The organism is Sphingobacterium sp. GVS05A, from assembly GCF_019969845.1.
In the GTDB taxonomy this organism is placed as follows: domain Bacteria; phylum Bacteroidota; class Bacteroidia; order Sphingobacteriales; family Sphingobacteriaceae; genus Sphingobacterium.
Window position 1 is genome coordinate 676,697 of sequence record NZ_JAHXYR010000001.1, and the last position, 13,954, is coordinate 690,650.

A 13,954-nucleotide genomic window follows, 5' to 3' on the forward strand; every position below is an offset into this window, starting at 1 on the left:
GATTGATGTATCTATTAATTGTTGACCAATGCCATTGCGCCATCGCTATAACGAGCACCCACATTCGGGTATTTTCGAAGTATTTCTTCGATGGCGTTTAGATCCGAATCCGACAATTGTACTTCGATAGCACCCACATTTTCTTCTAGATACTTTCTTTTTTTCGTACCTGGAATTGGAATGATGTCATTCCCCTGAGCGAGCACCCAAGCCAGCGCCAATTGTATTGGCGAACATTGTTTATCTTGAGCTAAGAGCGCAAATTCAGCAATCAAACGAGCGTTATTCTCCGCATGTTCTCCCTGGTTGCGCGGAAGTGTCCTTCTGAAATCGTCTGCTGCCAGACTATCTAAATTTAAGGTATTGGAAAATAAACCTCTGGCAAGTGGCGAATAAGGGATTAAACTGATACCCAAATTACGTACAGTCTGTAGTATTTCTTTTTCTACATCACGTGTTAGCAGAGAATATTCACTTTGCAGTGCCGCAATGGGATGAACCGCATTGGCTTTGATGATCGAAGCAGGCGATGCCTCACTCAGTCCAAGATATCTTACTTTTCCTTCTTTGACCAGTTCCGACATAGCGCCTACAGTATCTTCGATCGGGATATTCGGATCCACCCGATGTGCATAATACAGATCTATGGTATCGATACGAAGTCTTCTGAGACTATTTTCTACAGCAATTTTTATCCAGGCAGGTGATCCGTCAAAATAGGTGTTTGCGGTGCCACTTGGTCCCGCCTGTCCATCCTTGAAACGAAAGCCAAATTTGGTTGCAATAAATACCTTATCACGATTGGGAACCAGAACTTTTGAGATCAATTCTTCGTTGGCGCCATTGCCGTACATGTCCGCTGTATCCCAAAAGTTTACGCCGAGGTCCAATGCCCTTTCAAGTGTAGCAATACTCTCTTTTTCGTCTGTAGGTCCATAGGCAAAACTCATTCCCATACAACCTAATCCAATAGCAGATAACTGTTCGTTTGTTGTTCCGAGATTTCTATATTTCATAACTGTTATATTTTGTTCAATACAAAAGTAGTGAAGGTATCCTGTGTCTTACTTAAGACAATCAAACAGATAATTATATTATTCAAACAGTTGTCATCCGTAATTGGTTTGGTGACATTCCAGTATGTTTTTTGAAAAAGTTCGTGAAATAAGAAGGGTATTCAAAGCCTAATTTATAAGCGATATCGGCGATGTTCCAATTGGTATGCAGTAGCAATGCCCGCGCTTCCTGCGCAATGCGGCTGGCGATATGTGCACTTGTGGTTTTACCTGTTGTTTCTTTTACAGAACGGTTCAGGTGATTGATATGCACCGAAAGGGCATGAGCATAATCCCCTGGGCTTTTCAGTTGCAAACCAGTATCCAATGTATTTACTGGGAATTGACGTTCTAGGAGTTCTAAAAATAGACTCGATACCCGGGTAGATGCGTTGGTATATGCACCAAACTCCCGAGCAGGGCTTGATTTCATTGTCTCATGGATCAATAGATGCAGGTAGCTGCGCAAGACATCATCTTTATGCGCATAATCTGAATTCATCTCAGACAACATTTTTTTGAAAATTGTTGAGATTTCATCCAGTTGTTCTGTATTTGGAAAATAAATTGGGTTGCTCCCAATTTTAAAAAGGGGAGAATCCTTTAAACTCTCTATGCGTTCACTATGTTGAATAAATTCTTCCGTAAAGACACAATACCATCCAGATTGTGTGGTAGACTCCGGTTCCCAGGCGTAAGGTACGACCGGATTGGCAAATAACATCGCCGGTCGATCGATCTGTATCCATTTATCAGCATAATATAATTTGCCCCGACCTATAATCAATGAAGTTTTATAAAAATCACGACGGTTATAAGGGGAGACTACTGTACAGGATTCTCGGCTAAACACATTGAAGTGACCAATACCCGTATTATTAAGCGGGAAGTCTAGGTTCGCAAAGCCCGGTTGTCTTTTGTAGAAATCTGTTACACTTTCAGCTGAGTTCATACTACTAAATTATAAAATTCGTTTTACAAACCACGGTCATTTACAGTTCAATTTTGCCAGAGGAATTGATGATAACTTCCGTGTCTCTCAAATAAATAAGAGACTAGTCCACCCATATAAACAACTCGCAGCATATAGAAGGGGTAAAATTGTGCCAAAATTTAGGAAGTACAAAAAACTTTTTGGCATAATTTTACCCCTGTGATTTATTGAATTACAAGCTATTTTTCTGTGAAAAGTGGCTTTATTGTTTTTAATCGCATGATTTGTAGCATTGGTTTATCGAGGGTGAATTTCGAGGGAAAGTAAATTCCTCGATGGGAAAACCAAAATCCCCTAAGGGAAAAGTAAATTCCCCTGGGAGAATACCGCGTCGCCTTGGGAGAAAACGAAATCTGCCTGTATTTCCTTTGGAATTTTTATTAGATTCGAAAAATAATCTCAAATAATAAGACCCAACAACAAGCTACTATGATTAAAATATACCATAATAAACAATGCAGCAAGAGTTGCGCAGCGTTGGATTTTTTGCAAGAGCATACTGTAGATCTGCAGGTGCAAGAGTATCTTGAAGATGTCCCCAGTAAAGCTGAGCTCATTGAAATATTGTCACAACTCGGACTTAAACCACTAGCGCTTATTCGAAAGAATGAAGCTCTATTCCTCGAAAAATTTCAACATCTTCAATTGACAGATGAGGAATGGGTTGAGGTGATGCTGCAAAATCCCATATTGATAGAACGGCCTATCGTTATTAAAGATGGTAAAGCGGTTGTCGGCCGTCCATTGGAAAGAGTAATCGAGCTCTTCACACCGCGATCATCCTAATGGTTCGATAATTGCGCTATTTTTTCCATGAAACAGCTACTAAATATACTTGCTGCGGTGCTTGAACTTTTCAAATTATTTACATAGTTGAAGTATCGTTAGCAATCTTGTCTAGAAGGATCGAAATATGCCCTTTAAGGTCTTTTATGGCATGCATTTCTTTGTCTGAAAACTGATGGTCTTTCAATATAAATTGATGTTTATCATCCTGACGAAGTAAAATTGTTCGCCCCTGCGATAACTGGTAAATTTTTGTATTAATGATAGCAATATCATTGTCAGGCTGAGTGAAAGCGACGAAATTGACACGATAGTCGTTCCTGATCAGGGTGCCCTGCCCAAAATAATAAGGATGGTTTCTAGATACATTTGCAGCGAAAATTTTATTCGCTTTTGCCAATTCCATTAAAGATTCACCGGTTTCCAATTGAATGACAACATTAAAAAATGAATAGTATTCTTTTTGATCAACAGCCTTAGTTATCCCAAATGAGTAGATAGCAAACCGCTTACCTTTGTAAGCCAATGAGTCCACTAAATTTATTGTACCCAATGCTTCATACGGTTTTACATGGAAATTGAACATTTGCATAGGCAGAATATTACCCATTTCAGGATGTTTAATATTATCTTTTTCCAAGAAATAATCCGTATCTTTTTTCTGTCCCATCGACTGAAAACTGACAAAAACGAGTAAAATTGTCCATACTGTTATAAGGCGATTCATCATAAAATATCTATTGCTTATGTGTTTTTTTCGAAAATAGCCAATAGCATGGCGGTAGTACGACACAATTCGGTAAATAAGCAGATATTGTCGGTTAACTATGGTCAACTGTCGGTAAAACCGGACTGGTCTGATCAATAACGGAGCAGCTTGAAAGAATATTTTTTATCTGTACGATATGTCTGATATTGTGGTTGACCAGAAAACGGAAGGTATCTCCGAGACGGATTTTTATCCATTTATTGATGGAAATATTTGTACGGATTTTGCCGAGATCTTTTGATTTTGCCTGCTCAAGTAATTGAAGAAAGTTCTCTTGTTGTTCCAAAAAGACAGCAAGCACATTTTTGTCCAATTGCTTATATATAGGATCCATCTCCTGGAATGTCTTCATTTTGTTTGGTCGATCTTTTGGAAGTATACTTTTTGCGAAATAGTTTCCTAAAAGGCCACTGCTGAAATAGCTTGCTGTTTTCGATTGACTAGCCGCCATTCTTCTTGAAATTTCAGGTAGATAGAAGTTTCCATAAAGATTGAGATGTGCGATACACTCTAAGGTATTCCATGAGCCATTATGGGGCCGTTTATTGAGATTATCTAACGACAGTGTTTTCAACGATTCAACAAAAGCCATATGTTCCCTTGTCTGTGCGCTGAGCTGTTCAAGTAATGCTAAAGATTTATATTTCATTTTCGTTTTTTTGATAAAATACACGAAAAAAAAAGGCAAAAAAATTGATTGAACTCAAGATTTACTGATCCGTGAAAAAGTTTCAGGTGTCATCCTCAAATAGTTGGCAATATGTTTATTGGGAATAATTTGGAACAAGGTGGGGTTTCTCTTAAAAACACGCTCATATCGGATTTTAGGGGAGTCCTGCAATAGATCCTGTTCTCTGTCAAGTTGTTGCTTCACCAATCCCTCTAATATGTTGATGTAAAGTGAAGTGTTCTCAGGGCTTTCGTAGACGAAATGCATAAAATCTTCTTTTTCCGCGACCAATACTTCAGTTTTCTTGATGGCTTGAATAACAAAATCTGAATGGCAACCATCAAAGAAGGAGTCCATGGCCACAATAAGATCTCCAGTATAACCTAGCCGGATAATCTGTTCGGCATCTTGTTGGAAGATGGAAATTTTAAGGCTGCCTTTTTTTATGAAGTATATTTTTGAGTCTATAGTTCCGCTGCTTTTAATCAGTTCATTCCGCTTGAATGTAAGAGTTCTCTTAAAAACGGCAGGTGTAATTAGATCTTCGAATATAGTCATGTCTGATGTTGCTTTAATGAATGGAGCTCTCGTAATGATGAAAATTACTCCTGTTATCTTCCTTCAAATATGGAGTCTTCGGCCACAAATATGGTCGGGCTCCAGACTAATATGGATTTCTGAATAAAAAGTAAATATTTATTTTCAGATTTACAGCAGTAAATTGAAATCTCAAGTCCATAAAGGTGATCATGAGTAGTTAAACTCACTGCATGAAGCCTTTTTGGGGTTGCGATAAAATGTAAATAAGAATAATTAGCTAAAAATAATATTTTAAAATTATGTTTAAATTTTTCAAAGAATTATTGAGTGCAGCAAAGGAGGGCGTAAGGGAAGCGAAAGAGGAACTCGCACAGGAAGCGGAATTGGATAAAGCAAAAGAACCGCAAATTAACAGTAAGGATACGCTGAACAATATTCCTTATGAAGAGCAATTCGGTACAGCGTTGGGCGCGGCATTCCGTGTTATCGTCTTTGGCGATTGGTTTACCGTATTCGGCAGTGCTGGTGACGATGGAACTTATCCGGTTCATCTATATCAGTTCGGAACTTATCCCAAACAGGCGGAGTACCGCGATGAACTGGTGAAGCTATTGAAAAGAGACTTCGCTATTGCAGATACCGAAAGCTGCCTGCAAATATTAGCAGCATATTTTAACTTGCTCGGAATTAGGACAGGGGAAACCGCTCTGGAAGGTCGGGAAGATCAAATCGACAGTGGAAGCTGGGATATCAGCAAACCCGGTGTGGATGCGCTTGCTATTACTGTCAGTAGTCATATCACGACTGCAGCAGCGGATGTCGGGTATCTGCAGAAATCAGCCGCTTTGGATATCTTGAAAAAGCTTTCTTCCTACGCAAGATTGCACTTTAAAGATTGGCATACTTTCTCCGAAAAATTTTTGGAGGGAGAACATCATGTTGGGCTGAACAATAAAATCGGGAAATCTTATTTAAAAAGATATGTTGGCTATTTAAGGGAAAAGATAGGCAGTCCTTGGAATAATATTGATTGGAATACCCAACCAGTCCAAGACCGTGTGCTGTCAGCTATTGCCTGGACATTTCAGGCCAAGTCGTATCATAATTCCCAGGAGTTTGATGCCAATGTTGCGGAGTATCAGCGTGATATTTTAGGCGATCGGGCACAGTGGGATGCCAATGAAATTGTGGTCGATGCGCCCGAAATTGAGCTTTGTTATATGTGTTGGATCAAGGGAATGGAAGATTTGAATCCCAATGAGGTACTAATGGATGATGAAGAAGAGGCTTTTGATGAGGATAATGGAGATGATGGATATTTTCAAGTAGAAATATGCGCCCGAGTCCAAGCTTCCAATGGGAAGAATTTTACCGCACTGGACCTATTGTATCAAATGGAGAAACAATTGATAGGCAAGGAACTGGGGGATCATATATTCTTTGAAGGGCTTGACCGTGTCGAGAATCACTCCGGCGATACACCCTTGTATTATATCAGTTTTGGAAGCTAGTTTTTTTATCGCATACTGTTGTTTATTATAAAAATAGCGGCATATTATGCCGCTTTTCAATTACTCAGTGACAAGCATTGAGTGATTTTTTATGTTCCCATCTCGATATCATCCCAATCTAAACCTTCGGCCCATCTTATTTCGCTGTCGTCCATAAAAATCTGCATATTGGATTAAATTTGATAATTTTGTGCTGCTAATTAATTACTGCATTACATATTTAGACGGTTTTTTTGATGTCTGGAGTGAAAGACAAGTTTCGTTTAATAAAGAGAAGAATGCATTTATACCTTATATTTTTGATAGGCTTTGCGCTATTCATTGTACTATTTGGCCTAATTTTCAGGCAGTATACTGCTGGATTTAAACCTAAAAATAGTCAGGTCAGTTATGAATCTTCAGCTGATTTGGTAGGAGAAGAGATCAGAAAGATTTCATCCCGTCCTTTCCTGTTTGGCTTGAAAGATAATCTTGTCAGTGATGAAGATTTCTATTTTGATGATATAAACTTTTATGCTATTGATAATAAACAGCAGAGAAAGGCGGTTTTCCTGCTAACGGAAATCATCGAGCTGAGCAAGACTTCGATAACAATCACAAATCATAGGGTCTGGCAAGTTATTATCCATGGGGCTGACAATCAAAAAATAGTATTTAAGTTTACGCACAACTATACCCTATGGAATAAAGATTTTGTTAAATTTTATAAGAAAATAGAGCAAATAAACCCCGCCGCAATAAAATCGAAATGGAGTCTTTGGACAATGTAAAGGAGATCGATTTATCCCAATTTGATAATAACCTTTTCATTTTGATATCATTTTTCTTGTTAAAAACTTTGTAAAATAAATCAATATAGCTGTATTTCAGTTTGTTATTTCTTGTTTTTTGTTTTGGAATGTTGTTTGGCTTATACCAGTAACAATGGATTATTGGTATTCATAAAAACAATGCAATGGAAGCAAGAAAAAAAATGGATGAAGGACAGACGGTGGATTTTGTTGCCGCTGTAATCCCGGAGCTGAATCTTAGACTAAGGAAAACCGAACTTAAAAAGGACTACAAAAATATTGTCAATGTCATATCTCAGTTTGCGGAGGATGTCATTTATGCCAAAGATTGGCGCCGTTTTGAATGGGTAATGCAGGTCGTGGCTTATGTACTTGAGCGCGGAACTTCAGAACTCCAGATTGTAATAAACGGATTACTACCAAAGACCTTCTCCAGATTTAAAAAAGCATGTAACACGATTGAATGGAGTCACCTGGAGGCTCGTTTGCCGCTTTCGATACAACGGCTTATTCTTCCAGAAGGTAGGAATGACTAAGAGAAAAACAAACCTGGCGAATACTATTCCTATGAAAATAACTAATGTAATCATACGATGGACTTGTATAACCGATTGCAAATCAAAATCGATTGCGGGCCAAAATTCGGATGACAGCCGATGATATTTAATATCGGATTTATAAAAAGCTATTGTATAACAATAATGTTTAAACCGCTTAAAGTGAATATATGATGAATATAAAGCAAGCTCAGGAAATCATTGTTTCGGTGATACCATTGGCGCAAACAGAAATTTCGCAGCCAGAAAATGCTGGCAATCCAATCACAACAATCCGCATCCTTACATCGTATATCGAAAAGATGATTGAGCAGGGACGTGAGGATGAGTTGGGTAAAGCACTGCATCTGATGGAATACATGCACGAAAAAGGGGAGCGGAGACTCCAAAATGCAGTGGAAAATATATTTGTTTTCTCATTGGACAGTATTTTGACAGCCTGCCCCGAATCGATGCGTGGAACGGTGACTGGCAAGATTCCCATCGGAATTTATACCGCTTACATCAATCAACTGTATAGATCAGGCTACTAAACCTGATCTATATCAAAACAATTCTCCCATTTATTGATTTCCAATAACCCTGTTGGAGTAGTTTATCAATTGAAGTATTGATAATGCTATCAATTTGAGCACCGGTTTTAGAAAAGGAAAAAGCTCTGGCTGTGGCGCGTACAAGATCCTCTCTTAATAGAGAGAGACTGTTGTCCATGACCTCGATAAGTGCAACCTCTATTTCTTCAGGTGCAATATCTTCGATCGCTCGTTTTTCAAGGTTATTGTCGCGGTAATATGTTAGCGCTGTGGCCGATTGTTCCTGATCCCAATAAAAAATTTGATGGGAAAGCTCCTCCTTTACTCCGGGCAATTTTCTCGTCAGTTCAGTTAGATACTGCACAAGTTTTGATGTGGCTCTTGTGGTGTTCCATAAACGTAGCACCTTGCGAAAGAGATGGTTTTGACTGATTGGAGATTCTGTACGGATGATCTTCAGGATCTGATCGCTCAATACCGTTCGATAGGCCACATCATAAATTAATTCTGGACTTGCTGTTGTCATTGGATTGACTTTGGCACTTACATAAGGTTTCATTTTAGATGAAACAATGGCCTCATCGGATAGCACTGAAAGAGTGGTTTTCGATTGTGCTTGGGAAGCATCGATGATGATAGGCTCTTTTGCCGCTGTATCGTTTACGATGCGTTGAATTTCCGCTTTAATCTCATTCAGTATTTTATCTCTGTTTTTTATCCAGTCTAAGGTCCAGATGCGGTAAATATTCCAGCCCAGTGATTGCAGCACATTCGGAATCAGCAGTTCCCTGTCATTGGTTGTCTGTGTATTGAAATAGTTTTTCCCGTCAACCAATATCCCCAAAATATACTGATGAGCATGCATCGGATCCACAATACCAATATCAACGCGATAGCCCGAAGTACCGATATTTGTTTTCACTTTTATACCCTGTCGGTCTAAATATTTCGCGATCGATTGGATGAGGGTATATTTTTCCTGATCATGGGCTACTGCTTCAGCTGTCTGCAATACGCCTCTTTCAGCGAAGTTTAAAAAGGCTTTTAGTCCCTCCACACCAGCCGAACTGGTACGGCTTAAATCAATCTGATCTCCCTTTAGCGAAGAGAACACACGCATTTCGTATCGGGCCCGGGTCACAGCAACATTGAGTCTGCGCCAGCCGCCATCACGATTTAAAGGACCGAAATTCATCGAAACCTTGCCATCTTCGTCTGGGCCGTAGCCGATGGAAAATAGAATAAAATCACGTTCGTCGCCTTGGACATTTTCTAAATTTTTAATAAAAATAGGCTCATCACCCTGTAGTGCCGTTTCTTCTAAGTCGGGATGCGCTGAGAATAATGACTGCAACAAATCTTCAATTAAATTCTGCTGCGTTTGACTAAAAGTGACCACACCCAATGAACGATGGGGACGATGTTCCAAATGCTGTTTTATATATTGGATCACTGCCTCAGCTTCCTTTAGGTTTGTTCGGGTTTTCCCCTTGTCATAATGACCATCGATAAATTGAAAACTTACTTTCTTATCCTGATCGTCATGGGAAGGAAATGTCAATAATTTGTTCTCATAAAAATTGGAGTTACTGAAAGAAATAAGGCTTTCATGTTTACTGCGATAATGACGCAATAGGTATTTCGATGGAATGGACAAGGCGAGGGAATCATCCAGGATGCTTTCCAGGTCTTCTAATTCCAGATGATCTTCATCAATTTTGTTGCTGGCAAAGAAGCTCGTTGGTGGCATTTGCTTTGGATCCCCCACAATAATGGCCTGTTTAGCACGAGCGAGGGCGCTGATTGCTTCTGATGTCGGTAGCTGCGATGCTTCATCGAAAATAACCAGATCGAAATGATCGGTATTTACATCAAAATATTGAGCGACCGAAATCGGACTCATCAGCATGCAGGGTTTGAGTCGCGGAAGTAACGTCGAAATCTGATCAAATAAACGACGGATACTGACTCCACGTCCTCGATTTCGGATCGCACGTTGTAAGATTCCAATTTCCGAACTATGAACTGCTTCCTGGGAGAGGTTGGGGATTTTGTTGCTGAGCTCCAAAACCAATTGCTCCCGTACCAATCGGGTAAACTCTTGATGAAGTGTCTTGTATTGTAAAATCTGTGCCTCATATACAGCCGCATCAAAACCATTTAAAATGCTGGACTGATCCAAAGAATTTACAAAGTAATTGAGATGCAATACACTTTCCATATCCATGCACAGTGCATCTTTATTGATTTTGTTCGCTTCAAGTAGATCAATCAACCAGGATAGTCCCAGTTTTATACCCTGATCCTTATAATAATTGTATCGGATCCAGTCTTCAAGTTGATCTAAATCTTGTTTTATTTGGTTTAAAACATCGACTTCTGGAATATGAACTAAAAATGCCGAAATGGCCTGATGCTTATCTGCGTAATGTTGGAGCGCTAAAATAATGGTTGGTATTCTCAACTTTAGATCTATATGTGCGAGTATATAGTTTAACCAAGATTGAAAGTTTTCAAATTTGAGCTGTTGCGCCAGTTCATTGAATGCCCGCAGTTCTTGCTGATGCTGTTGCAGTGTAGCTAAATTATAGGTATTGCCTATGAGATAATAACTCGTCGCCTCTGTTATCGGATAGAATTGCGGTTCCGCTAAATTCTTTGAGACCAGATCGAAGGAATTTTTCTGATAAAAGAACTGATCAACCTGCTGTTCGGAAGTAATTTTGTTTGTGGCAAAACCATTTAAGAATTTTTTTACTTTACGTTGTTTCAACCATTTGGGCAGAAACCAGGAATGTTTTGACTGATTCCAGGTAGATTCAATCAGATTCCAGTCTGTCGTAAATATTCGGTTGCCAAAATCTGTAACAAGCGCATTTTCTAGTGTCTGTTTTTGGCTTTGCAGTTCAACCCAATGATCAAGTAAATTCTTTTGGCGAACATCAAAGTAAACATTGACGATGGTCTGATGCGCCGAAAAGTGAGTAATCTTTTCGAGAAGTGAACATAGCGAGGTCTTGTTTTCTATCCAATTCTTCGTGAGATTTAATTGCAGATCCGATAGAGCTTTAGTTGCCTCGGCGTCCGCCTGTATATAATCTTCGATAGATTTCTCGATATTATTTTTGTGAGCAAAGTTCTGATCTTTCAAATGGATCAAGCGTAATGGGTGCTTGTCAATCGCTGGTAATTTATGCGTTAACTCTCCGAAGGGGATTGCCCAGTCCTGCCAATTATTCCAGGTCTTTTTGTCAATATGTTCCAGTTGCAGGGATAGCATCCAGTCCGTGTTGATTTCGATATGATGACTGTCTAAATAGGAAACGGAATCATAAAGGCTCCAACCTACTGCAAAGGGCTTATGTAAGGAGTCAACATATTGACTTAAAGTTGCTTTTCGCTGGTCAATACGTTGCGCTTCTTCCTGAAAATCGATATGACTTTGATACTTGGGTGTTTCCAGGCTCTGTTCCAGTTGTCGTAGTACATCTGATTTTTTAGATTTATTTGAATGTAACTCTAAACAGAAGGAGCCTAAACCAATTTTTTCCAAACGGCGATGTACCACATCCAAAGCCGCCTTTTTAGCAGCGACAAAAAGGACTTTTTTGTCATTCGCTAGTGCATTTGCGATAATATTGGTGATGGTTTGGGATTTACCGGTACCGGGAGGGCCATGTAGTACAAAACTTTTATTTGCGTTGGAGTGATGTACAGCTTCAAGCTGGGAATTGTCTGTTGGAATGGGTAATGTTAACAAGGAAGAGGGGAGCCGCTCAAGATTTTCCGAATCAACGGTGATATCCAATAGATCCGAAAGCCGCCCGTCAATCAAGCTCTTTACAATGGTGCTTTTTTTAATTTCTTCTGCATATTTGGTTAGGTCTTGCCATAGAATAAGCTTGTTAAAAGAGAAGTTTCCAAGGACAACCTGTTCCTGAATATCCCATCCTTCCAGATTTAAAATAGACTTTCTTAAAATCGCGAATACTTTTTGTACATCAACCCCTGACTCATCTATAGGTAGCACTTCCAGTGCATTGAGGTTAAGCTTAAATTCCTGTTTGAGATATTCCAACAGTGTAATATTGATCATGGCCTCCTCTTCACGGCTTCGGAGTGTAAACTTGGTGTTGACAGATCTGCGTGATAATTCAACAGGAATCAATAGGATGGGGGCAAGTCTAGGCTGTTGATTGGTTTTGGGTTCAAACCACTTCAATAAACCGACGCCCAGATACAAGGTACTCTTTCCATTTTCCTCTTCGGCCAATTTCGCATTGCGGTACAGGTGTGTTAAGATATTATCCAGATCATCCTGATGATAAAGTGTTAGCAGGCGATTATATCTGAATTCGTCGTCAGCAAGCTTGAATAGTGGCTCGGAAGAATGCAAGGGTTCTAAATAAAGATTGTAACGACGTAAAACCTCTTGACTGTTGTTGGGATGTATGGTGAGTGATTTTCCGTTTGATAGATGATCTTCCAAGAGATCTGTTTTCAGATCCACTATCTGCAACATACTTTTAGTGAACCGAAGGTTCAATAGGTTATTTCTGAGTGAAAGGTCGAGCAGCTTTCGTTCCCAGATTTTTTGTTTTGTTAGATCTTTGACTTCACTGAGAACGAGATCCAGTTTGTTGTCATCGATATTAAAATAATCGATAGCCTGTTTTTTGGCTGATCCAGTGGTATTCTTTAATGCCGCGTTGTTCAGATCGTCCTTTCCAGTAAAAGGTAAGGGAAGGATCCCATGCGAACGGGCATGTTTGATATCGAGGGATAAAATAAAATTGTTGGCATGTAATAGCTGCGTTTCGGCGATGTTCATCGCTTCTCGCATGGTATAGGCATTTCCTCTGCATAAATGCGTAGACTCGATCAAAGCGATATCATCAATTCCATGGGCGATCCGTTTTGAAATAGCGGCTTGATCATAATTGACAACAGCTTCTAGCCGCTGGTCGCTGAGCCAAACGCCTATAAATGCATGCCCTTGAGTGACAATAAGAATTGGATTCAGATCGATAGCTTCCAGACAGGCTGCAAATAGTAGCGAGATATCGATACAGTTTCCAAACTGCGTTTCCCAAATCTGATCCACCAGACGAATGCGCTGACCTTCAGTTTCAAAACTTGCAGGCATGGCGCTGTATGTAATATTGATATTTAGAATAGCCTGATATAGGGCCATTACTTCCTGCAGGACACGATCCTTGCTATTGGATTGATAGCCCAAAAACGCTGGCGTTAACCTGTTTTTCTCAAGAATTTTGACCGCCTCAGCTTTAATCGTATAGATGATATCATGATTGGGCAAAACGTAAGAAGCCAATAACTCGGGGTAATTACTTAATCCGCCAAAATAATCCATCGGTAATACGTTTACGGTGAATTTTTGCTGATATAAGATTTCATTTTTAGAATAAATCGTACAGGTAAGCGTATCCAAATCTTTCTCTACCAGATTCCGGATAAATGAAATATTGTAGTCGAAAGCTAAATTTTCCAGTGTTACTGGTGTTCCTTCCAAAAACCTGTCTATATAAAATGTGTAGGGGCTGAACAATCCGATTTCAGAAGTAATCTCAATTTTTATCTGTTCAATATCCTTTGTAACTGCGGTGATTTTAATTTTTTCCACTAGCGACAGATTATGGAAACAGAAGCTATAATTAAAGTGAGAGGCTTTCTCTATTGCAACCTGAAAACAAGCATTAGTTTCGATCATTTTAAAAAAAAATATAT

At 39.3% G+C, this 13,954-nt stretch carries 11 protein-coding genes; 5 read left to right on the forward strand and 6 right to left on the reverse strand.

What is annotated here, in order from left to right; translation table 11 throughout:
* Nucleotides 1-14 precede the first annotated feature (14 nt).
* Together LC454_RS02930 and LC454_RS02935 are read right to left on the reverse strand one after the other, a co-directional pair.
* Nucleotides 15-1,016, reverse strand: a complete 1,002-nt coding sequence (locus tag LC454_RS02930; protein WP_223579140.1) for an aldo/keto reductase — start codon at nt 1,014-1,016, stop codon at nt 15-17.
* 82 nt (nt 1,017-1,098) lie between these two features.
* The gene (locus tag LC454_RS02935) at nt 1,099-2,007 is read right to left on the reverse strand and encodes a helix-turn-helix domain-containing protein (RefSeq protein ID WP_223579143.1); all 909 of its coding nucleotides are present in this window, start codon (nt 2,005-2,007) and stop codon (nt 1,099-1,101) included.
* A gap of 471 nt (nt 2,008-2,478) precedes the next feature.
* Here LC454_RS02935 and arsC point away from each other — a divergent pair, with 471 nt between their 5' ends.
* The gene (arsC, locus tag LC454_RS02940; RefSeq protein ID WP_223579155.1) at nt 2,479-2,835 is read left to right on the forward strand and encodes an arsenate reductase (glutaredoxin); all 357 of its coding nucleotides are present in this window, start codon (nt 2,479-2,481) and stop codon (nt 2,833-2,835) included.
* A 79-nt stretch (nt 2,836-2,914) separates the two neighbouring features.
* On the opposite strand, the gene LC454_RS02945 is transcribed toward arsC, so the two are convergent.
* From LC454_RS02945 to LC454_RS02955, 3 genes are all read right to left on the reverse strand, one after another.
* Nucleotides 2,915-3,565, reverse strand: coding sequence for a hypothetical protein (locus tag LC454_RS02945; protein ID WP_223579157.1), 651 nt, complete (start codon nt 3,563-3,565; stop codon nt 2,915-2,917).
* 91 nt (nt 3,566-3,656) lie between these two features.
* The gene (locus LC454_RS02950) at nt 3,657-4,253 is read right to left on the reverse strand and encodes a DinB family protein (protein WP_223579160.1); all 597 of its coding nucleotides are present in this window, start codon (nt 4,251-4,253) and stop codon (nt 3,657-3,659) included.
* A gap of 54 nt (nt 4,254-4,307) precedes the next feature.
* Nucleotides 4,308-4,832, reverse strand: coding sequence for a Crp/Fnr family transcriptional regulator (locus LC454_RS02955; protein WP_223579162.1), 525 nt, complete (start codon nt 4,830-4,832; stop codon nt 4,308-4,310).
* Nucleotides 4,833-5,113: 281 nt separating this feature from the next.
* Between LC454_RS02955 and LC454_RS02960 the strand changes: the two genes are divergently transcribed.
* The 4 genes from LC454_RS02960 to LC454_RS02975 all read left to right on the forward strand — a co-directional run bounded on the left by LC454_RS02960 (nt 5,114) and on the right by LC454_RS02975 (nt 8,206).
* On the forward strand, nt 5,114-6,325 hold the full coding sequence (locus LC454_RS02960) for a DUF1266 domain-containing protein (protein WP_223579164.1): 1,212 nt from the start codon (nt 5,114-5,116) through the stop codon (nt 6,323-6,325).
* A gap of 278 nt (nt 6,326-6,603) precedes the next feature.
* A complete protein-coding gene (locus LC454_RS02965) occupies nt 6,604-7,095 on the forward strand; it encodes a hypothetical protein (protein WP_223579167.1) in 492 nt (163 codons plus the stop codon).
* 185 nt (nt 7,096-7,280) lie between these two features.
* Nucleotides 7,281-7,652: a hypothetical protein gene (locus LC454_RS02970; protein ID WP_223579170.1), complete on the forward strand. Its 372-nt coding sequence runs from the start codon at nt 7,281-7,283 to the stop codon at nt 7,650-7,652.
* Nucleotides 7,653-7,843: 191 nt separating this feature from the next.
* Nucleotides 7,844-8,206, forward strand: coding sequence for a hypothetical protein (locus tag LC454_RS02975; protein ID WP_223579173.1), 363 nt, complete (start codon nt 7,844-7,846; stop codon nt 8,204-8,206).
* Nucleotides 8,207-8,213: 7 nt separating this feature from the next.
* On the opposite strand, the gene LC454_RS02980 is transcribed toward LC454_RS02975, so the two are convergent.
* Nucleotides 8,214-13,850: a DUF3320 domain-containing protein gene (locus LC454_RS02980; protein ID WP_223579175.1), complete on the reverse strand. Its 5,637-nt coding sequence runs from the start codon at nt 13,848-13,850 to the stop codon at nt 8,214-8,216.
* Nucleotides 13,851-13,954 lie beyond the last annotated feature (104 nt).

Excerpts from the sequence above, each read along its gene's own strand:
- LC454_RS02930 (WP_223579140.1), bottom strand. The coding sequence starts at position 1,016 with ATGAAATATAGAAATCTCGGAACAACAAACGAACAGTTATCTGCTATT.
- LC454_RS02935 (WP_223579143.1), bottom strand. The coding sequence starts at position 2,007 with ATGAACTCAGCTGAAAGTGTAACAGATTTCTACAAAAGACAACCGGGC.
- arsC (WP_223579155.1), top strand. The coding sequence starts at position 2,479 with ATGATTAAAATATACCATAATAAACAATGCAGCAAGAGTTGCGCAGCG.
- LC454_RS02945 (WP_223579157.1), bottom strand. The coding sequence starts at position 3,565 with ATGATGAATCGCCTTATAACAGTATGGACAATTTTACTCGTTTTTGTC.
- LC454_RS02950 (WP_223579160.1), bottom strand. The coding sequence starts at position 4,253 with ATGAAATATAAATCTTTAGCATTACTTGAACAGCTCAGCGCACAGACA.
- LC454_RS02955 (WP_223579162.1), bottom strand. The coding sequence starts at position 4,832 with ATGACTATATTCGAAGATCTAATTACACCTGCCGTTTTTAAGAGAACT.
- LC454_RS02960 (WP_223579164.1), top strand. The coding sequence starts at position 5,114 with ATGTTTAAATTTTTCAAAGAATTATTGAGTGCAGCAAAGGAGGGCGTA.
- LC454_RS02965 (WP_223579167.1), top strand. The coding sequence starts at position 6,604 with ATGCATTTATACCTTATATTTTTGATAGGCTTTGCGCTATTCATTGTA.
- LC454_RS02970 (WP_223579170.1), top strand. The coding sequence starts at position 7,281 with ATGGAAGCAAGAAAAAAAATGGATGAAGGACAGACGGTGGATTTTGTT.
- LC454_RS02975 (WP_223579173.1), top strand. The coding sequence starts at position 7,844 with ATGATGAATATAAAGCAAGCTCAGGAAATCATTGTTTCGGTGATACCA.